General features: G+C 65.0%; 16 protein-coding genes and 1 tRNA gene. 12 read left to right on the top strand and 5 right to left on the bottom strand.

Annotation, left to right across the window (positions count from 1 at the left end):
- Positions 1-151: 151 nt before the first annotated feature.
- The 7 genes from VGT77_RS06260 to VGT77_RS06230 all read left to right on the top strand — a co-directional run bounded on the left by VGT77_RS06260 (position 152) and on the right by VGT77_RS06230 (position 7203).
- Positions 152-1498 carry a protein adenylyltransferase SelO family protein gene (locus VGT77_RS06260; protein ID WP_327460657.1) on the top strand — a complete coding sequence of 449 codons (1347 nt, stop codon included), beginning with the start codon at positions 152-154 and terminating at the stop codon, positions 1496-1498.
- A 93-nt stretch (positions 1499-1591) separates the two neighbouring features.
- On the top strand, positions 1592-2983 hold the full coding sequence (gene astD / locus VGT77_RS06255) for a succinylglutamate-semialdehyde dehydrogenase (protein ID WP_327460655.1): 1392 nt from the start codon (positions 1592-1594) through the stop codon (positions 2981-2983).
- A gap of 162 nt (positions 2984-3145) precedes the next feature.
- Positions 3146-3907 carry a uroporphyrinogen-III C-methyltransferase gene (gene cobA / locus VGT77_RS06250; RefSeq protein ID WP_327460653.1) on the top strand — a complete coding sequence of 254 codons (762 nt, stop codon included), beginning with the start codon at positions 3146-3148 and terminating at the stop codon, positions 3905-3907.
- Positions 3904-4200 (top strand): DUF2849 domain-containing protein, encoded by a 297-nt coding sequence (locus VGT77_RS06245; RefSeq protein ID WP_327460651.1) that lies wholly within the window; start codon positions 3904-3906, stop codon positions 4198-4200. Before cobA ends, VGT77_RS06245 begins: the two co-directional genes overlap by 4 nt.
- Before the next feature lie 114 nt (positions 4201-4314).
- Positions 4315-5946 (top strand): nitrite/sulfite reductase, encoded by a 1632-nt coding sequence (locus tag VGT77_RS06240; RefSeq protein WP_327460649.1) that lies wholly within the window; start codon positions 4315-4317, stop codon positions 5944-5946.
- 98 nt (positions 5947-6044) lie between these two features.
- Complete coding sequence (locus VGT77_RS06235; RefSeq protein ID WP_327460647.1) at positions 6045-6461, top strand: DUF934 domain-containing protein; 417 nt, start codon at positions 6045-6047, stop codon at positions 6459-6461.
- On the top strand, positions 6454-7203 hold the full coding sequence (locus VGT77_RS06230) for a phosphoadenylyl-sulfate reductase (protein ID WP_327460645.1): 750 nt from the start codon (positions 6454-6456) through the stop codon (positions 7201-7203). The genes VGT77_RS06235 and VGT77_RS06230 overlap by 8 nt, the downstream gene beginning before the upstream one ends.
- A 55-nt stretch (positions 7204-7258) precedes the next feature.
- Here VGT77_RS06230 and VGT77_RS06225 read toward each other — a convergent pair whose 3' ends face one another.
- From VGT77_RS06225 to VGT77_RS06210, 4 genes are all read right to left on the bottom strand, one after another.
- Entirely contained in the window at positions 7259-8107 is an 849-nt protein-coding gene (locus VGT77_RS06225) for a PEPxxWA-CTERM sorting domain-containing protein (RefSeq protein ID WP_327460643.1), read from the bottom strand.
- A gap of 118 nt (positions 8108-8225) precedes the next feature.
- Entirely contained in the window at positions 8226-9284 is a 1059-nt protein-coding gene (locus VGT77_RS06220) for an MBL fold metallo-hydrolase (protein ID WP_327460641.1), read from the bottom strand.
- 153 nt (positions 9285-9437) lie between these two features.
- On the bottom strand, positions 9438-10106 hold the full coding sequence (locus VGT77_RS06215; protein ID WP_327460913.1) for a DUF1013 domain-containing protein: 669 nt from the start codon (positions 10104-10106) through the stop codon (positions 9438-9440).
- A gap of 148 nt (positions 10107-10254) precedes the next feature.
- Positions 10255-10836: a PadR family transcriptional regulator gene (locus VGT77_RS06210; protein ID WP_327460639.1), complete on the bottom strand. Its 582-nt coding sequence runs from the start codon at positions 10834-10836 to the stop codon at positions 10255-10257.
- Between the two features lie 321 nt (positions 10837-11157).
- Between VGT77_RS06210 and VGT77_RS06205 the strand changes: the two genes are divergently transcribed.
- The 4 genes from VGT77_RS06205 to VGT77_RS06190 all read left to right on the top strand — a co-directional run bounded on the left by VGT77_RS06205 (position 11158) and on the right by VGT77_RS06190 (position 14832).
- The gene (locus VGT77_RS06205; protein WP_327460637.1) at positions 11158-12453 is read left to right on the top strand and encodes a replication-associated recombination protein A; all 1296 of its coding nucleotides are present in this window, start codon (positions 11158-11160) and stop codon (positions 12451-12453) included.
- Positions 12454-12655: 202 nt separating this feature from the next.
- Positions 12656-13879: a serine hydrolase gene (locus VGT77_RS06200; protein WP_327460636.1), complete on the top strand. Its 1224-nt coding sequence runs from the start codon at positions 12656-12658 to the stop codon at positions 13877-13879.
- Positions 13872-14738: a hypothetical protein gene (locus tag VGT77_RS06195; protein ID WP_327460634.1), complete on the top strand. Its 867-nt coding sequence runs from the start codon at positions 13872-13874 to the stop codon at positions 14736-14738. Before VGT77_RS06200 ends, VGT77_RS06195 begins: the two co-directional genes overlap by 8 nt.
- An 18-nt stretch (positions 14739-14756) precedes the next feature.
- Positions 14757-14832 (top strand) — tRNA-Thr (locus tag VGT77_RS06190).
- Between the two features lie 7 nt (positions 14833-14839).
- Here the strand turns inward: VGT77_RS06190 and VGT77_RS06185 are convergent.
- Positions 14840-15004 (bottom strand): hypothetical protein, encoded by a 165-nt coding sequence (locus VGT77_RS06185; protein ID WP_327460632.1) that lies wholly within the window; start codon positions 15002-15004, stop codon positions 14840-14842.
- Positions 15005-15218: 214 nt separating this feature from the next.
- Between VGT77_RS06185 and VGT77_RS06180 the strand changes: the two genes are divergently transcribed.
- The gene (locus VGT77_RS06180; RefSeq protein WP_327460630.1) at positions 15219-20942 is read left to right on the top strand and encodes a HAMP domain-containing protein; all 5724 of its coding nucleotides are present in this window, start codon (positions 15219-15221) and stop codon (positions 20940-20942) included.

Here is a 20942-nt window from a genome sequence, read left to right as displayed (position 1 = left end):
GGCTTCCGCTGGCAACTCACTCTCTCCATAGCCGTTCGTCTCGAGTAGAGACCGAGTAGCGGCAAAGCCGCGTAGCGAGGGCTCTTATCGAGAGACCCATCGATACGCCGTCTCGGCGAGCTCGACGGCACTCGGGACGAACGGAGATACTGTGACGCCACCCATCCTAGAAATCGCGGACTTCCTCGCCGAGCCGGTCGAAGCCGCAAACTTCCCCAAGACTATCCTCCGCTTTCGCAACGATCGCGCGGCGAGCGAGATCGGGCTGAGCACCCTCTCCGACGATGACTGGCTGCGCCACTTTGGCCGGTTCGAGCCGCTGCCCGGCAACCTCCCCCAGCCGCTCGCGCTCCGCTATCACGGGCACCAGTTCCGCGTGTACAATCCGGACATCGGCGACGGCCGCGGTTTCCTCTATGCCCAGTTGCAGGACCAAGCCGGCCGGTGGCTCGACCTCGGCACCAAGGGCTCTGGCCAGACGCCCTATAGCCGCTTCGGCGATGGCCGGCTGACGCTGAAGGGCGGCGTCCGCGAAATCCTCGCAACCGAGATGCTCGAAGCGCTGGGCGTGAACACGTCGCGCACCTTCTCGCTGATCGAAACGGGCGAGGAACTGCACCGCGGCGACGAGCCCTCCCCTACCCGCTCGGCGGTGATGGTGCGGATGAGCCACGGCCATATCCGCATCGGCAGCTTCCAGCGTCTCGCCTATCTACGCCTTGAAGACGAGCTGAGGCGGCTGACCGACTATGCACTCCGCGCCTATTTCAACGCGTCAAGCGGCGATCCGGTGGAGCTGGTCCGCCGCGTTGTCGAAGGCACGTCCCGCCTCGCCGCCAGCTACATGGCGGCCGGTTTCGTGCATGGCGTGCTCAACTCCGACAACATTAACGTAACCTCCGAGAGCTTCGACTATGGCCCCTGGCGGTTCGCGCCGACCTTCGACCCGAACTTCACCGCAGCCTATTTCGATCATGCCGGCCTCTACGCCTTTGGCCGCCAGGCGGAGGCGATCCAATGGGATGTGGTCCAACTCGCCGGCGCCCTCCGAACCTTGGCAGACGTGGACGCTCTGATCGCCGAACTGGACCGCTTCCCCGAACTCTACCGCAGAGCCCTGGTGGAACGCTTCCTCTGGCGCCTCGGCGTCCAGCCCAAGGGCATCGACGAGGATCTTCGCCTCGTCGCCGCAATTGAGCAGGGGCTGATCGCAAGCCAGTTGCCGATCGACCATTTCTTCTTCGACTGGGCCGGCGGCAGTCTGCGCGGCGACGATGCGCCCTATCGTGACGAAGCGTTCGCCGATTTCCGCACTCGCGTCTCCGGATATCGCGCCGCCCGCACGCTCGACCATCCTTACTGGCAGGGCGAACCTTGCTCGATGCACATCGAGGAAGTCGAAGCGATCTGGGCGCCCATCGCAGAGCGCGACGACTGGTCGGCGCTTTACGCAAAAGTGGAGCGAATCAGGGGAATGGGTGAGGCGCTGGCTTCCTGATCGTCGTCATTGCGAGCGCAGCGAAGCAATCCAGCCTCGAACTATGCGACTCCTGGATTGCTTCGTCGTTCCGCTCCTCGCAAAGACGGGAGTATGACCGACCTCATCTCCCATGAACCGGCTACCGGCCGGGAACTCTGGCGCGCTCCGATCGGCGACGCGGACATCGAAGTCGCCGCCGCCCGCGCCGCCTTTCCCGACTGGGCGCGCCGTTCGCTCGACGAGCGCATCGCGATCCTCCGCCGATTCGCCGAGCTCGCCAAGGAACGCCGCGCCGACTTCGCCGACCTGATCGCCCGCGAAACCGGCAAGCCACTCTGGGAGGCGGGCACGGAGGTCGACACCGTCGTCAACAAGGTCGATATCTCGATCCGCGCGCTCGATGAACGCACCGGCACGCGCGAACTCGGCGCCGGCGCCGCGCTGCGCCACAAGCCGCACGGGGTGCTGACGGTGCTAGGACCCTATAATTTTCCGGCGCATCTCGCCAACGGTCACATGGTCCCGGCCCTGCTCGCGGGCAACGTGGTGGTGTTCAAGCCGTCAGAAAAGACGCCCGCTAGCGGCGAAATGCTGATCCGTCTCTACCATGAAGCCGGCGTGCCGGAAGGAGCGGCGCGGCTGCTCATCGGCGGACCCGAACAGGGCCGCGCCCTGTCGGCACATTCCGACATAGACGGACTGCTCTTCACCGGCTCCGCCCGCACCGGCCTCGCGCTCAACCGGCAGTTCGCCGAGACCCCTGAAAAGATCCTGGCGCTCGAGATGGGCGGCAACAATCCGCTGATAGTATGGGACGCTGACGATCTCGAGGCGGCCGCCGCGATCATTGCCCAGTCCGCCTATCTGAGTGCCGGTCAGCGCTGCACGGCGGCACGGCGGCTTATCGTGCGCGATGGCGCTCACATTGCACTCATCAACAAGCTGAACAAGTTGACCGATCGGTTGATCGTCGGTGCGCCGCATGACGAGCCGCAGCCGTTCCTCGGCCCCGTAATCGACAATGATGCTGCCGATGCGCTCACCGAAGCCTTTTTGTCGCTCGTGGAACGCGGCGGGGAGGTGATCCGCCCGCTCGAACGATTGGAGCCGGACCTGCCCTTCGTGTCGCCTGCCCTGATCGACGTCACCGATGTGCGCGAGCGCCCGGACGCCGAACTGTTCGGCCCCGTGCTGCAGCTGATCCGCGTGCCCGATTTTGACGCGGCGATCGCTGAAGCCAACGCGACCCGTTACGGCCTGTCGGCTTCGCTGGTCGGCGGCGATCAGGCTTTGTTCGAGCGTTTCTGGACTGGAGCTCGAGCCGGCATCGTCAACTGGAACAAGCCGACCAACGGCGCTTCCTCCGCCGCGCCCTTCGGCGGCGTGGGCCTGTCCGGTAACCACCGGCCCAGCGCCTATTATGCGGCCGATTATGTCGCCTATCCGGTCGTGAGCACGACGGCGGAGAAGGCAGAGGCGGCGATCACAGTTGGCTTGCGCTGAGTTCGCTCGTCCCGAGCTTAGTCGAGGGGCGCATGTACAGCCTTAAAGCAGCGCCTCTCGACTTCGCTCGGGACGAGCGATTGAGTTCGGCATAGCAATCCTAAACCCGCCCCAAGCATCCCTGCTTTGTGACAGCGCCGTCACAGGCCCATCTGCACTCCCATGAGTATGGGACATGTCTATCTCGTCGGCGCCGGGCCCGGCGATCCGGAGCTGTTGACCCTGAAAGCGGCGCGGCTGCTGCGCGATGCGGACCTGATCGTTCATGACGGCCTGGTCGATCCGCGCATCCTGGAGTTGAGCAAAGCGCCGCGCATTTCTGTCGCCAAGCAGCGCAGCCGTCACACCCTTGCCCAGCATGCGATCAACCTGCTGCTGGTCGAGGAAGCGTTGGCAGGAAACAAGGTCGTGCGGCTGAAGGGCGGCGATCCCTTCATCTTCGGCCGAGGCGGTGAGGAAGCCGAAGCCTGCCGCAAGGCCGGCGTGCCGGTCGAAGTCGTGCCCGGCGTCAGCGCCGCGCTTGGCTGCGCCGCGGAGGCGATGCTGCCCCTCACCCATCGTGAAGTATCGAGCGCGGTCAGCTTCGTCGCCGGCCAGTGCAAAGGCCTGACCGACCAGGACTGGTCCGGCCTCGCCGGCAAGGGCCGCACGCTGGTCATCTATATGGGCGTGGCGACCGGTGCCGACATCGCCGAAAAGCTGATCGCCGACGGCGTTTCGCCCGACATGCCGGTCGCGGTGCTGCAGGACGGCACCCGCCCCGGCTCGCGCGCGCTCCGCTCGCTGCTTGCCGACCTCGGCGGAATCATCGAGCGAGAGCGGGTCAAGAGCCCAGCCATCATCGTCGTCGGCGAAGTGGTGGAGCGGTCCGACGCTCAGGACGTGCTGCAACGCTTCGCCGCTCATGCGGAGAAGCTGGCATGAAGATCCTGACCGGAAACGATCTCACCACCGGAGCCGTGACCTGGTGGGCCGGCAGCTATTGGTCGCTGCACGTGGAAGACGCAGTGGACGTGGGCGAGAGTGGCGAAGCGATCCTGACCCGCGAGGAAGGCGCCCGCCGTGTCAACAACCCCTACATCATCGAGGCGGTGGCGACGCCGGACGGCCCCCGCCCCGCGCACATCAAGGACCGCATCCGTGCGCTTGGCCCCACGGTCCGTCCTGACCTGACCCTCAAACCCGCCGACCCGAATGCGGGGAGTTGGGTGATATGAGCGGCACGCTTGTCCGTCATCGCGAGGAGCGCAGCGACGAAGCAATCCAGCAGAGCTCGCAGTCTGCACTGGATTGCTTCGCTTCGCTCGCAATGACGAAGCTGAGAGAAGACCATGTATAGATACGACCAATATGACCAGGCGATCGTCGATGCCCGCGTCGACGAGTTCCGCGACCAGGTTCGCCGCCGCATCGCCGGCGACTTGACCGAGGACCAGTTCAAGCCGCTGCGGCTGAAGAATGGGCTCTATCTCCAGCTCCACGCCTATATGCTGCGCGTCGCCATTCCCTATGGCACGCTCGACAGCCGGCAAATGCGCATGCTCGGCCACATCGCGCGCAAGTACGACCGCGGCTATGGCCATTTCACGACGCGGCAGAACATCCAATATAATTGGATCAAGCTCGAAGAAGCGCCGGACATCCTCGCCGATCTTGCTACCGTCGAGATGCACGCGATCCAGACGTCGGGCGAAAGCTTCCGCAATGTGTCGTCGGACCAATATGCCGGCGCGACCGCCGACGAGGTCGCCGATCCGCGCCCCTGGGCCGAGTTGATCCGCCAGGCGACGACGTTCCATCCGGAGTTCAGCTACTTCCCGCGCAAGTTCAAGATTGCGGTGACAGCCTCGGACGAGGACCGCGCGGCCATCAGGCTGCACGATATCGGCCTCAAGCTGGTCCGGAACGAAGCGGGCGAGCTTGGCTTTGAAGTCTATATCGGCGGCGGCATGGGGCGGACGCCTTTCGTCGCCCCACTGATCCGGCCGTTCCTGCCGGCCGACCATCTGATGAGCTACATCGAGGCGGCGGTCCGCGTCTGGAACCGCTGGGCGCGGCGCGACAACATCCACAAGCAGCGCATCAAGATCCTCGTTCACGATCTCGGCCAGGAGGAGTTCACCCGCCAGGTCGAGGAGGAATGGCAGGAGCTGCTGAAGGTCGGCGTCGACGTGCCCCGCGTCGAGTTCGATCGCATCGCCGCCTATTTCGCACCGCCTCCATTCGAGAAAATAGGGACAGTCCCTATTTTAGATCGAAGTGATCCGGACTTCGCCGTCTGGCTCGATCAGAATGTCAAGCCGCACAAGGCGCCGGGTCATGCGATCGTCAACATCTCGCTGAAGCCGATCGGCGGCATTCCGGGCGACGCCTCGGCCGACCAAATTGACCTGATGGCCGACCTTGCCGAGCGCTACAGCTTCAACGAGCTGCGGGTCACTCATGCCCAGAACATCGTGCTGCCGCATGTCCGTAAGGCCGATCTCTACGCCGTTTGGCAGGCGCTGGATGCGGCTGGGTTGGCCAATGCCAATCTCGACCTGATCAGCGACATCATCGCCTGTCCGGGCCTTGATTATTGCAGCCTTGCCAACGCCCGCTCGATCCCTGTCGCGCAGAAGATCGCCCAGCGTTTCGCCAACCGCGAGCGCGAACTCGGCGAGCTGAAGCTCAAGATCAGCGGCTGCATCAATGCCTGCGGCCACCACCATGCCGGCCATATCGGCATCCTCGGCGTCGATCGAAAAGGCACCGAGAATTACCAGCTCCTGCTCGGCGGATCGGGCGCGGAGGATGCGAGCCTCGGTAAGATTACCGGACCCGGCTTCAACGAGGACGGCGTCGTCGACGCGATCGAGCGCGTCACCGACCGCTATGTCGCGCTCCGCGAGCCCGGGGAGCGCTTCCTCGATACCTATCGCCGCGTCGGGTTCGACCCGTTCAAGGAGGCCATCTATGGCTAGCCTCAAATGGAAACCGTTCGCTTCGAGCGAAGTCGAGAAGCGCGCATCCGCAACCCCAATGTTTCTCGACTTCGGTCGAAACGAACGGAGTATGTTGCATGCTTAGATTCCGCGACGACGAAGCGCTTGAGGAACCCGCTGTCACGCTCGACGCCTTCCTCACCCAGGAAGACGCACATGCCGTGCGCGTCGAGGCGGGCGAGGATGTGCGCAAGCTGATCCCGCATTTCGGCCGGCTGAAGCTGGTCGAGATCGCTTTCCCGCGCTTCCGCGATGGCCGCGGCTATTCGGCCGCCCGCATCCTGCGCGAGAATGGTTATCAGGGCGAGCTGCGCGCCGAGGGCGATGTTCTCGTCGACCAGATCCTGTTCATGCGCCGCTGCGGCTTCGACAGCTTTGCACCGCACCAGCCGCTCGACCCGCAACTCGTCGAGGAAGCGCTGAACCGGTTCCCCTATTTTTACCAGACCGCCGCCGACCGGGCCGTGCCGGTGTGGAAGCTTCGCCATGGCTAATGCGGCGCGCCGCCTCGACTTGATCGACACCGCGCCAGCCTTCACCGAGGCGGATGCGGAGCGGCTGAACGCGCGTTTCGCAGGCGTCGGCACGGCCGAGATGCTGCGGGAACTGCTCACCACCGAACTCAAGGGCCGGGTTGCCGTGGTCTCCTCCTTCGGGGCGGAGTCGGCGGTGCTGCTCCACCTGATCGCCGAGATCGACCAGGACATCCCGCTCATCTTCCTGAACACGCAGAAGATCTTCGGCGAAACTCTAGCGTATCGGGATGAACTCTCCGAGCGGCTCGGCTACACCGATCTGCGCGTGTTCCGGCCCGACCCCTACGACCTTGCTGCCCGCGACCAGACCGGGCTGCGCTGGTCCTATGATCCGGACGGCTGCTGCGACCTGCGCAAGGTGCGCCCGCTCCGCCGCGCCCTCGCGCCGTTCGATGCCTGGATTTCTGGCCGCAAGGGATTTCAGGGCAAGACGCGCACCGCGCTGCCCCGGTTTGAAATCGACGAGGGCCGGTTGAAGCTCAACCCGCTCGCGGACTGGGGCAAGGACCGGCTCGACGCCTATTTCGCCGAGCACAGGCTTCCCCGCCATCCGCTGGAGGCCCAGGGCTACCCGTCGATCGGCTGCTCGCCCTGCACCAGCAAGGTGAAGCCCGGCGAAGACCCGCGCGCCGGCCGCTGGCGCGGCTGGGACAAGACGGAGTGCGGCATCCACACCCCCGGCGACGATCCCGTCTTCTGACACGAAAAAGGGCCCCGGATCGCTCCGGAGCCCCCTTCTTTCATTCGCGTTCAGATCAGGCGTACACGACCTTGGTCGAACGACGACGCGCCGCCGCGCCGACAAAGCCGAAGCCGCCGATCATCATCGCCCAGGTCGCCGGCTCCGGCACCGCTTCGAAGTTCAGGACGAAGTTGTTGCCGTTCGGCGAGCGGACGCTGACATTGTCGATGAAGCCGACGAAGTTGGCGCCGAAGCCGCTGCCCGCGCCGAAGCTCAGGCCGGTCACATAGGCGTTGGACGAGAAGAACGACTGCCAGTTGCCGATCGTGCGGTTCACCTGCGCGCCATTCTCCGTGTAGACGCCGGTGTTCGGACCACTGCGGATGTTCAGGTAGAAGAGCGAGTCGGCACCCGCATTCTGCCAGCCGGCTGCCGGGGCAACGCCCGAGACACCGCCATTATACACGCCTTCCCAGATCATTTCCGAACGGACGCCGTTGTCGATGATGTGGACCCGAACGGCGGGCGTATTGTGGGCGCCGCCGCCATTGCTCGGCGTGGCAACCTGCCAGTCGAAGGTCAGGCTGGTCAGGGTGCTGAAGTTGAACAGGTTCTGCGACGCGGCCGGCACGCCATAATAGGGATCGGTCACGCCATAGATGTTGCCGACCACGTAGCGCGAGCGGTCGCCGTGGATTTCGAGCGAGCCGTTGCCGTTGCGCGGAGCGGCCCTCGATACGAACGCCGAGCCGGTACCGTTGCCGCGCTCACCGAGATCGTCATAGGCCAGGATCTTGCCATTCGGTCCCTGCACCGGGAGGGTATAGACGCCTTCGCGGATCACGACTTCGGTATCCGCGGCCTGAACGGTGGACGCAGCAAGAACGGCGGCAGAAGCCGCCAGCAGATATTGGATCTTCATGTAACCCCCTGAGGAAAAGAACGAATCGATACGCTTATGTTTTTGTGGGCGAGCCCGGCAGAATGGTTAACAAGGTTGTAAATGCTTGCAAGCTGAAACAACCGGCAAATCTGTTACATTACGAAACAGCTTCCCACCACCAGGCGCCATTGCGGTCCTCCACCCGCGCTCGGCCGCGGCGTTCCAGCCAGCGGAGGTGAGCGAGCGTCTCGCCAGTCGCCATGCCGAGCAATTTGTCATCGATCGCGCGGGCGAACATCACGCCGAAACAATCAACCGCCCGCCGCGGCGCCTCGCTGAGCCGCTCCTCCAGCCGCTCCAACTGCTTGATATGCCCGTCGATCAGCGCGTCGAGCCGCGCATGCAGCCCGGTAAAGGGCGATCCGTGCGCCGGCAGCACGAGCAGGTCGCCCGGCAGATCTGCTCGCAAGCGGGCCAGGCTGTCCAGCCATTCGCCCAGCGGATCGCCTTCCGGCTCCAGCATGGTCAGCGATACGTTCGAACTGATCCGCGGCAGCACCTGGTCGCCCGCGATCATCACCCGGCGGCTATCGTCGACCAGGCAGAGATGCTCCGGGCTATGGCCGTTGGCGATCACCGCCCGCCATGGGCCGATGCGGTCGCCCGCCTGCACCCGCACATAGCCATCGGGCAGCCGGTGCACTGCCCGCGCGAAATTACCCCAGCCCTTCGCCGCCGAGGCCGCAACCTGCTCGTCCGACCAGCCGGCGCCGCGCCACATCGCCACCACTTCGGCAGGCGGCGCGTCGCGCGCATCCGCGACCAGCAACCGCGCCGTAAGATATTCGCCCCGCGTCATCCACAGGCGCACGCCGAACTTCGACGTCAGCCATCCGGCCAGGCCGAGATGATCCGGGTGCATATGGGTGACGATGACGCGCGTGACCTCGCGGCCCTCCAGCACCGTCCGCCAGGCGTCCTTGCAGGCATCGAGCGGCAGCCCGGTGTCGACGATGGCGACACCGCCGTCTTCCTCAACGAGCCAGACATTGATGTGCTTGAGCGGACCCGGCACCGGCAGCCGCACCCAATGCACGCCTGGCGCGACTTCAATCGTCTCGCCCGCCTCCGGCACGCGATCGCCGAACGGGTAGTTCAGGCCCTTGTGGCTGGTCGGCGCCGCGTGATGGTCGGTAGGTACGAGGTCAGCCTTCATCGATCCGTTCGTCCCGAGTAGCCGTCGAGTTGGAGCGTAGCTCCATATCGAGACGGCGTATCGAGGGATCCCTCGATACGGGACCTCGATACGCGCTTTCAGCGCTACTCGGCCCCACTCGGGACGAACGGCGGATGAAAGCAGATGTTGAGACTATGCCCGCTTGAACGGGTCGGCGAAGGCCGGATGGTCCGGAGCCTGCAGCTCGCCCTCGGCCGCGGCATCCGCCTCGCGCGCAGCCCGCTCGCGCTGGGCGCGCAGTTCCTCGATCAGCGCCTCGCGGTCGCCTTCGAAGCGGGTGTCGGTCGGTGCTTCCAGGCCGGCCGCCTTGGCAGCCTTGGCCACCGCCGCATCCAACTCGCGCTGCGTGGTCAGGCCCAAAGTCACGGGGTCCTTCGGCTGGATGTTCGAGATGTTCCAATGGCTGCGGTCGCGGATCGCCGCGATCGTGGTGCGCGTGGTGCCGATCAGCTTCGAAATCGCGCCGTCCGACACTTCGGGATGATTGCGGATGATCCAAGCGATGCCGTCCGGCTTGTCCTGCCGCTTGGAGACGGGCGTGTAGCGCGGCCCCTTGGTGCGGCGGATCTGCTCCGGGCCTTTCGAAATCACGAGCGGGTAGTTCGGGTCCTTCTGGCCCTTCTCGATCTCCTCCATGCTCAGTTCATGCGCGCGAACCGGATCGCGGCCGGTCAGCTTGGTCGCGGCGGTGTCGTCCGCGATCGCCTGCACTTCCAACACATGGAGGCCGCAGAAATCGGCGATCTGCTGAAAGGACAGCGACGTATTGTCGACCAGCCAGGAAGCGGTCGCGTGCGGCATGAGCGGATAGGCCTGGGCCAAGGGAAAACCTCCGGAAATAAATAGGGCCGCCCCTCACGGAGCGGCCGAGCCTTGTCCGTCGATGTAGTCCGGGCCGCTGATGGTGGCAAGCCAAAGCTCCTCTCCCCGTGAGGAGAGGAACTGCAGCCTAAAGTCGCTCGATCTTGCGCGCCGCTTCGTCGATGATGTCGGCGAAGCCGTGCAGCGTCTCGTCGGTGATGTCGCCGCGCATCGCGCGGTGCGAGATGGCGGTGAACAGATTGGCCATGGCCCGCTTGACCGGCGCGCGATCGACCCGGCCCCGCTCCTCGCCGAGCGCGTCGAGCCGCGCGATCAGATCGGCGACTTCCCGCTCGCGCTCTGCGAGGTGCGCGCGGCCGGCATCCGTCGCGGCATATTGGCGCCGCGAGCCCTCCGACACCGCTTCGATCTGCCCCATCTCGTCGAGCATGGTCAGCGTCGGATAGACCACGCCCGCGCTCGGCGCATAGGCGCCACCGGTGCGCTCCTCGATGTCGCGGATAAGGTCATAGCCGTGGCGGGGCTGGTCGGCGATCAGCTTCAAGAGCAGCAGCCGCAACTCGTCGCCATCGAACATGCGCCGCCGCCGCCCGCCGCCGCGCTGTCCGGCCGCCTCGCCCATGTCCCAGTGAAATTCGAACGGTCCACGCTTCCAGGAACCCATTCTGGGCCCACAGCCATGATTGCGACCGCCATAATAGAAGAACATCGCGCCTGCTCCTGAACGACTCGAATGCGTTCAAGATATATCTTGCTCCCCTCTTTAACAAGAAGGAGCTGAACCTAGGCTCAAGGCCGGGGTGACGGCTTGTCGTTGAGCAATCTGTCCCATCTCTCGTCACCCCGGACTTGATCCGGGGTCCAGCTTCTTTCTTCTGTCCTACACGCCGCCAAATGTGCCAGCGTCCGCCCATGTACTCCAAGCACCAGGCGCGAACCGATAAGCGGCATACATCCCGCACAACCTGCACATTCTGCACACCCAACGCCACGTTACCTTTGTTACCTTTGTGCATGTTGTGCGGAAGCAATGGCTGACCTGTTCGCCCCCGATCCCGCCGAGTCCGCTCCCCTCGCTGACCGGCTCCGTCCTCAGCGGCTGGAGGAGGTGATCGGCCAGGACCATCTGACCGGCCCCGAAGGCGCGATCGGGCGGATGGTGGCGGCGGGCCGGCTCTCCTCGATGATCCTATGGGGGCCGCCCGGCACGGGTAAGACGACGATCGCCCGGCTGCTCGCCGACGCCGTTGGCCTGCGGTTCGAGGCGATCTCCGCCGTCTTCTCGGGCGTCGCCGACCTGCGCAAGGTCTTCGCCGCCGCGCGCGACCATGCCGCCGCCGGCCACAGGACCCTCTTGTTCGTTGACGAGATTCACCGCTTCAACCGCGCCCAGCAGGACGGCTTCCTGCCCTATGTCGAAGACGGCACCGTCACATTGGTCGGCGCGACCACCGAAAACCCGAGCTTCGAACTGAACGCGGCTTTGCTCAGCCGCGCGCACGTACTGATCCTGCACCGGCTGGACGCGCGCGCGCTCGGTGCCCTGCTGGACCGCGCTGAGGCACTGGAGGGCCGCTCCCTTCCCCTCACCGCCGAAGCGCGCGAGGCACTGGTCGCCAGCGCCGACGGCGATGGCCGCTTCCTGCTCAACAAGGCCGAGACGCTGTTCTCGGTCCAGCTGGACGCACCGCTCGATCCGGCCGCTTTGTCCGCGCTGCTACACCGCCGCGTCGCTGTCTATGACAAGGACCGTGACGGGCACTACAACCTCATCTCCGCCCTGCATAAATCGATTCGCGGCTCCGACCCGCAGGCGGCGCTATACTATCTCGCGCGCATGCTGACGGCGGGCGAGGAGCCGCTTTTCCTGCTCCGCCGCCTGACGCGCGCCGCGGTCGAGGATATCGGCCTCGCCGATCCGAACGCTCTCACCCAGTGCATCGCCGCCAAGGACACTTATGATTTCCTCGGCTCGCCCGAAGGCGAACTCGCCATTGCCCAGGCCTGCCTCTATCTCGCGACCGCCCCGAAATCGAACGCGGTCTATGCGGCGCAGAAGGCGGCGTGGAAGAGCGCCCGCGAGACCGGCTCGCTGCAGCCGCCGATGAACATCCTCAACACGCCCACCAAACTGATGAAGCAGCTCGGCTACGGCAGAGGCTATAGCTATGATCACGACACCGATGAGGGTTTCTCGGGCGACAATTACTGGCCCGACGGATTAGAGCCGCAGACATTCTATCAGCCCACCGACCGCGGCTTCGAGAAGCGGGTTTCGGAACGGCTGGCTCATTGGGAGGAGTTGCGGCGTGCGAAACGTGAATAGGAGGGTCCGTTCGTTTCGAGCGAAGTCGAGAAACGCGCATTCACCCGCGCCGAAACCGCTTTTCGACTTCGCTCGAAGCGAACGGAAGTGGGTTGCTCTGATAAGTACGATCGCACTCGCCACTCCCACCGAAGCCGCCGAACCCACAACCTACCAGCGCGCCCTCGCCGCCGGCTACAAGGCGGCATTCCTCTGTTCCGGCATGTTCAACGCCGGCCGCACGCGCGAGCAGATCGAGGCGCTGGAGCTGACCGGCATCTATCCAGACTATCAACCGCTGATGGCGACACTCCCGGCCCAAGTGAATGGGCGGCAGGTCAGTGTGAGCTTCGATGCCGAACTGCCGCCGCGAGTCTCCTATTGGCGACCAGGTCTCGGCTGCTCCACCCTACCCATCGGCGCTGCTCCGCCCGCCGAGGGCAGCGCCCCCGCTCCTCCGCACGGGGCCGAGCCTCGCCCATGGCCGATGGGCGACGCCGGCATTCGCCCGAAGCCCAGTTCAGCCCTGACCGCTCACGTCTCGGCGGCTTTCTCCGGCAGCTATGGCGACAAGGCGCGCACGGTCGGCGTGGTCATCGTGCACGACGGGCGCGTCGTGGCCGAGCGTTATGCCGAGGGCTTTGGACCGTTCACCTCCAACCGCACCTGGTCGGTGGCCAAGAGCATCACCGGCACGCTCGCCGGTATCGCCGTGCACAAAGACCTGCTCCGCGCCGATGCGCTGGCGCCGATTCCAGAGTGGCGCACACCCGGCGACCCGCGCGCCGCGATCACGCTCGATCAGCTGCTGCGGATGGCAAGCGGCCTGCATAGCGACACCGCGGGCAACCGTACCGACGCGCTCTACACCGGCGCTACGACCGTCACCCAGGAAGCAACCCATTGGCCCTTGGAGGCGGCGCCCGGCTCGCGCTTCCGCTACGCCAACAACGACACGTTGCTAGCCGTCCGTGCGATCCGTGCCACGCTCAACGACGACCAAGCCTATCTGAGCTTCCCCCGTGCAGCGCTGTTCGAGAAGATCGGTATGCGCCACACGGTCGCCGAGACTGACTGGCAGAACAACTTCATCCTGTCCTCCCAGGTCTGGTCCACCGCCCGCGACCTCGCCCGGCTCGGCCTGCTGTGGCTGAACGACGGCGTCTGGGCTGGCAAGCGCCTGCTGGCCGAAGGCTGGGTTAAGTACATGGCGACGCCCTCTGGTCCGCAGCCGGCGCAAGGGGAGGGTTATGGCGCCACCCTCTGGCTGTTCGGCCCCAAACAGGGCCTGCCGGAAGGCAGCTATGGCGCACAGGGCAATCGCGGCCAGTACATCATGGTCGTCCCGTCCAAGCGCCTCGTCATCGTCCGCCGCGGCGAAGACCCGGCCGGCGGCGGCTTCGACATCGAGAAGTTCAGCGCGGATGTGTTGAAGGCGATTGAATAGGTTCACCCACTTCGCGGCGATCGATTGGTCGGGAGCGGCAGGGCCGCGCCAAAAGGGCATCGCGGCCGCGACTTGTTCGTCGGGCACCGGAGCGCCGGAGCTGGTGCGGCCGGGACATGTCTGGTCGCGGCTGGAGGTGCTGGAATGGATGTTGGCGCTCGAAGGAGATTGGCTGGTCGGCCTGGACCTCTCGCCTTCCCTTGCCTTTGCCGACTGCGGCGCCTTCTTCCCTGGCTGGGACCGGAGCCCCTCTGACGCAGCCGGCCTCTGGGCGCTGGTCGAGGACATCGCGCGGGACGAACCGCACTTCGGCGCCAACAGCTTCGTCGATCACCCCGAAGCGAGTCGACATTTTCGACGTCATGGCGGACGATGCGGCGACCTGTTCCCGCCCGGCGCGGGCCGCTTCCGCGTCGTGGAGGACGTCAGCCGCGAACAGGGCCTCTGCAATCCCTATAGCAACTTCAACCTGGTCGGAGCTGCGCAGGTCGGCAAATCGAGCCTGACCGGCATGCGGCTATTCTATCGCCTGGCCGGGCGGCTGCCGATCTGGCCCTATCAGCCGATCCCGGATAGCGGGCCGCTGGTCATAGAAATCTACACCAGCATCGCCGCAACCGCTGCCGGCCTGCCGAAAAGCCGGACCAAGGTCCGCGATGGCGCGAGCCTGGACGCGGTTCTCGCCGCATTGGGCAGCAGCCCGCACACGCCCCTCCACCGTTACGACGACCATGCCACCGACGCCATAATGGCGGCAGCCTGGCTCCGTGCAGTGGCGCACGAGCCGAGTTACTGGGCTCCGGAACGGCTCACGCCCGAACTCGCCGCCACCGAAGGCTGGACGTTCGGCGTTCGCTGACGCAATGGGGGAATCGGCGCCGGGTTAGCTCAGCTGGTAGAGCAGCGGTTTTGTAAACCGAAGGTCGCGGGTTCGATCCCTGCACTCGGCACCACGCCCCCTCAGGCCAGAACCTCGCCGTCGTCGCCGCTACCGCCGGTGATTGCTTTCGAGTTGCTCAGCCTTTCTTCGGCTTCCCCGATCATGCGGGCGCTTTCCGCAATGTGGTTCCGAAGCTGCTGATGCCCGCGCTCCATCTCGCCGAGCACGTCGCCTTCGCCGTCCATTTCCGTCACACCCGCCGTCTTCTGGTCCTTAAACGTCTATCCCTGTGTGCGGTCGCCGACATATGCGGCCAAGTGTCCGTTTGTGAAGCCAAAACGGAACAGTGAGCGGCTAAAAAATTGCGATGCAACCGCCATTTTCTTTGCTATCACCGCCATCCGGCCGGGGGGCCAGTACAGCTTTTGTCATGGGGCGGGGGGAAGCCAGGAGCCGTCCTTGAACATCCAGACTTCGCGCGAGTTCACCGATCGTCGCCAGCTTGTCAGCGCGCTTCGTGCCTTGAGGCGCGGAGATTTCTCCATCCGACTGCCCGAAGACGATCCGGACTTCGATCCGGAAGTCGCGACGCTGTTCAATGAGGTCGTCTCGCTCAATCAGGAGATGACGCAGGAATTCTCGCGCCTGTCGATGGTGGTCGGCAAGGAAGGCAAGATCACCCAGCGCGGGCGGCTGAAGAACGCGACGGGCGACTGGGACTCCGCGATCCGCTCGGTCAACGAACTAATTGACGACATGGTGCAGCCGACTGCCGAAGTCAGCCGCGTCATCGGCGCGGTGGCCAAGGGCGACCTTTCTCAGACAATGGCAGTCGAGATCGACGGCCGCCCCTTGCGCGGCGAGTTCCTGCGCATTGGCAAGGTCGTGAACACGATGGTGGAGCAGCTCGCCAGCTTCGCCTCTGAAGTGACGCGCGTGGCGCGCGAAGTCGGCACCGAAGGGAAGCTCGGCGGTCAGGCGCAGGTGCGCGGCGTCGCCGGCACCTGGAAGGACCTGACCGACAACGTGAACGCGATGGCGACCAACTTGACGGGCCAGGTCCGCAACATCGCCGAGGTGACGACCGCCGTGGCGTCGGGCGATCTCTCCAAGAAGATCACCGTCGATGTGAAGGGCGAGATCCTCGAGCTCAAGAACACCATCAACACGATGGTGGACCAGTTGAATTCCTTCGCTTCGGAAGTGACCCGCGTGGCCCGCGAAGTCGGCACTGAAGGCAAACTCGGCGGCCAGGCGCGGGTGGAAGGCGTTGGCGGCACCTGGAAAGACTTGACCGACAACGTGAACCTGATGGCCGACAACCTGACCGGCCAGGTCCGCAACATCGCCGAAGTGACGACCGCCGTGGCGTCGGGCGACTTGTCCAAGAAGATCACCGTCGACGTGAAGGGTGAGATCCTCGAGCTGAAGAACACCATCAACACGATGGTGGACCAGCTGAACGCCTTCGCGTCCGAAGTGACTCGCGTGGCCCGCGAAGTGGGTACCGAAGGAAAATTGGGCGGCCAGGCACAGGTGCCGGGTGTTGGCGGCACCTGGAAGGACCTGACCGACAACGTCAACTTGATGGCCGACAATCTGACTGGCCAGGTGCGTAACATCGCCGAAGTGACCACCGCTGTCGCCTCGGGCGACTTGTCCAAGAAGATCACCGTCGACGTGAAGGGCGAGATCCTCGAGCTTAAGAACACCATCAACGTCATGGTGGACCAGCTGAACGGCTTCGCCTCCGAAGTGACGCGCGTGGCGCGCGAAGTCGGCACCGAAGGCAAGCTCGGCGGCCAGGCGCAGGTGCCGGGTGTCGCCGGTACCTGGAAGGACTTGACCGACAACGTGAACCTGATGGCCGCGAACCTGACCGGTCAGGTCCGCAACATCGCGGAGGTGACCACGGCCGTCGCCCGCGGCGACTTGTCGAAGAAGATCACGGTCGAAGTGCGCGGCGAAATTCTCGCGCTCAAGGACACCATCAACGTCATGGTGGACCAGCTGAACGGCTTCGCCTCCGAAGTGACGCGCGTCGCGCGCGAAGTGGGTTCGGAAGGCAAGCTCGGCGGCCAGGCGCAGGTGGAAGGCGTTGCCGGCACCTGGAAGGACTTGACCGACAACGTGAACCTGATGGCGGGCAACCTGACCGGCCAGGTTCGCAACATCGCCGAAGTGACCACCGCCGTGGCCCGCGGCGACTTGTCCAAGAAGATCACCGTCGATGTGAAGGGCGAGATCCTCGAGCTGAAGAACACCATCAACGTGATGGTGGACCAGCTGAACGGCTTCGCGTCCGAAGTGACGCGCGTGGCGCGCGAAGTGGGTTCCGAAGGCAAGCTCGGCGGCCAGGCGCAGGTGCCGGGCGTCGGCGGCACCTGGAAGGACCTGACCGACAATGTGAACGCGATGGCGTCGAACCTGACCGGCCAGGTCCGCAACATCGCCGAAGTGACGACCGCAGTGGCCTTGGGCGATTTGTCCAAGAAGATCACGGTGGACGTTAAGGGCGAAATCCTCGAGCTGAAGAACACCATCAACACGATGGTCGATCAGCTGAACGGCTTCGCCTCCGAAGTGACGCGCGTGGCGCGTGAGGTCGGCACCGAAGGCAAGCTGGGCGGTCAGGCGCAGGTGCGCGGAGTCGCCGGCACCTGGAAGGACCTGACCGACAACGTCAACCTGATGGCCGATAACCTGACTGGTCAGGTCCGCAACATCGCCGACGTGACCACCGCCGTGGCGAGGGGCGACCTTTCCAAGAAGATCACCGTCGACGTGAAGGGCGAAATCCTCGAGCTGAAAAACACCATCAACGTCATGGTGGACCAGCTCAACTCGTTCGCGTCCGAAGTCACTCGCGTGGCGCGCGAAGTCGGCACCGAAGGCAAGCTCGGCGGCCAGGCGAACGTGCCGGGCGTTGGCGGCACCTGGAAGGATTTGACCGACAACGTCAATCTGATGGCCAACAATCTGACCAACCAGGTGCGCGGCATCGCCGACGTCGTGACCGCCGTGGCGCAGGGCAATCTGAAGCGGAAGCTGACGCTCGACGCCAAGGGCGAGATCGCCGCGCTTGCCGAGACGATCAACTTCATGATCGAGACGCTGTCGACCTTCGGCGACCAGGTGACCAACATGGCCCGCGAGGTCGGCATCGAAGGCCGCCTGGGTGGCCAGGCCCGCGTGCCGGGCGCCGCCGGCCTGTGGCGCGACTTGACCGACAACGTGAACCAGCTGGCCGCGAACCTGACCAACCAGGTGCGCTCGATCGCCGACGTGGCGACGGCCGTGACCAAGGGCGACTTGACCCGCTCCATCGCCGTCGAGGCGTCCGGCGAAATGGCGGCGCTCAAAGACACCATCAACGAGATGATCCGCAATCTGAAAGAGCAGACGCTCAAGAATGCGGAGCAGGATTGGCTCAAGACCAACCTCGCCCGGTTCAGCCGCATGCTGCAGGGCGAGCGCGATCTGACAACGGTGTCCAACCTGATCATGTCCGAACTCGCGCCGCTGGTGAATGCGCAGTACGGCGTCTTCTACGTCACCGAGCGCGAGGAGAATGAAACGCGGCTGAAGCTCGCCGCCAGCTATGGCGCCGAGAACAAGGGCGCGCTCAAGGATGAGTTCGAGCTGCGCGAAGGCCTGGTCGGACAGGCCGCCGCCGACCGCCGGCCGATCGTGCTGAAAGACGTGCCGTCGGACTTCATCCGCATCGGCTCGGGCCTTGGTCATGCCAAGCCGGCGACCGTCGCGGTGCTCCCGGCACTGTTCGAGGATGATGTGAAGGCGGTGATCGAGCTCGCATCGTTCGGCGAGTTCAATGAGACTCACCAGAGCTTCCTCGACCAGCTGATGGAGTCGGTGGGCATCGTGCTCAACACGATCGCGGCCACCATGCGCACCGAGGGACTGCTCAAGCAGTCGCAGCTGCTGACCCAGGAGCTGCAGGCCCGCCAGACCGAGCTCACCACCAAGCAGGAAGAGCTGCACGCGACCAACGAGGAGCTGCAGGAAAAAGCGCAGCTGCTCGAAAACGAGAAGAAGCAGGTCGAAGCGAAGAATATTGAGATTGAGATGGCGCGGCGCGCCGTCGAGGAGAAGGCGGAACAGCTCGCCCTCACCTCCAAATACAAGTCCGAGTTCCTGGCGAACATGTCGCACGAGCTGCGGACGCCGCTCAATTCGCTGCTGATCCTGTCGAAGCTGTTGGCGGACAATCCCCAGGGCAATCTGAACGAGAAGCAGACCGAGTTCGCGCGCACCATCCACTCGGCTGGCTCCGATCTTCTCAGCCTGATCAACGACATTCTCGATCTGTCCAAGATCGAGTCCGGCACCGTTTCGATCGAAGTCGGCGACATGCCGATGTCGACGCTCAAGCAGCATATGGACCGCACCTTCCGCCAGCTGGCGCAGGACAAGGGGCTGCGGTTCGACGTCGATTTCGACACCTCGCTGCCGCTGTCGATCCGCACCGACGAGAAGCGGCTGCAGCAAGTGGTGCTCAACCTGCTGTCCAACGCCTTCAAGTTCACGGCGCAGGGCGGCGTCACTCTGTCGGTCAAGACCGTCAAGCAGGGCTGGAGCACCAACCATCCTGTGCTGCGCGGCGTCGATCGGGCGATCGCGATCGCGGTGACGGACACCGGCATCGGCATCCCCGAGGACAAGCAGAAGCTGATCTTCGAGGCGTTCCAGCAGGCCGACGGCACCACCAGCCGCAAATATGGCGGAACCGGCCTGGGCCTGTCGATCAGCCGCGAAATCGCGCGCTTGTTGGGTGGCGAGCTGCAAGTGCAGTCCAAGCCGGGCGAAGGCTCCACTTTCACCTTGTTCATCCCGCTCGAGGCCGGCGCCGTCGCCAGCACCGGCGAAGGCACGCCGGCGCGTTATGAGAATAGCGGCGCGACCGTCCCGAGCGCGATTGCCGTCACTGCCGAGGTGGTCGATGACCGTGAGAACCTCGGCCACGACCCGTTCGTGCTGATCGTTGAGGACGATGTGACCTTCGCCTCCATCCTGCTCGATCTGGCGCGGGAGGCCGGATTGAAGGGCGTGGTCTCGACCGCGGGGGCCGGCACGCTCGCGCTGGCGCGTAAGCTGCAGCCCGATGCGATCACCCTGGACCTGGGTCTGAGCGATATCGACGGCTTCGTGCTGCTCGACCTGCTCCGTCACGATCCGCAGACGCGGCATCTGCCGATCCATGTGATCTCGGGTGCCTCGGACATCCAAGCCGTGTCGCGGCTGGGGGCGTTCAGCATCACCGAGAAGCCGGCCGACCAGTCGGATCTGGTGAGGGTGTTTGAGTCCATCCACCAGCACATCCAGCGCGCCGAGCGCCGGGTGCTGATCGTGGGCGGCACTGCCCCGGACCGCAAAGCCATCGGCGCGCTGATCGCCGATCCGCTGGTCGAGGTCGAAACCGCATCCAGCTTTGCGCGGGCGCAGGAGAAGTTCGGGCCTCAGCGGCTCGACCTGATCGTCGTGGCGGGCGGCGAAAGCGCGGCGGCGGCCAAGGAACTGGCCGCGGTTTCCGCCGCGCACACGCCCTTGCTGGTCGTCAGCCGCGGCGAGGAAAGCGCGGCGGTGCGGGGAACTGTCGCCAAGCTGTCGGACAAGGTGGAAGTGCCGGTCGTGCACAGCCTCGAGGCGCTGCCCGGCGCAGTTGGGCCTGCGCTGCGGAGAGCGACACGCGTGGTCCGGCAGGCCGAGCCGAACCCGCCGAGCCGTCAAGTGCCCGAGCTTGCCGGTGCGAAAATCCTGATTGTCGACGACGATATTCGCAACATCTTCTCGCTCACCAGCGTGCTCGAAAGCTATGGCGTCGAGGTGCTGCACGCGGAGCGGGGTCGCGACGGCATCCGAATTCTCGAGGAGGTGCCGGGCATCGATATCGCGCTGATCGATATCATGATGCCGGAAATGGATGGCTATGAGACGATGCAGCAGATCCGCAAGCGCCCGGCGCTTGCCGATGTGCCGCTGGTCGCGGTCACGGCCAAGGCGATGAAAGGCGACCGGCAGAAGTGCCTCGATGCTGGCGCCTCCGACTATATCGCGAAGCCCGTAGACCTCGACCTGTTGCTGGCCCTGCTTCGCGTGTGGATCGACCGCTCGCGCAGCCGGACCGGCACATTGCTCGCAGAGTCGCTGCCGGCCGGGGCGTGA

Source organism: Sphingomonas sp. (assembly GCF_035944535.1).
In the GTDB taxonomy this organism is placed as follows: domain Bacteria; phylum Pseudomonadota; class Alphaproteobacteria; order Sphingomonadales; family Sphingomonadaceae; genus Sphingomonas_B.
This window is presented reverse-complemented; position numbering and strand designations above follow the sequence as displayed.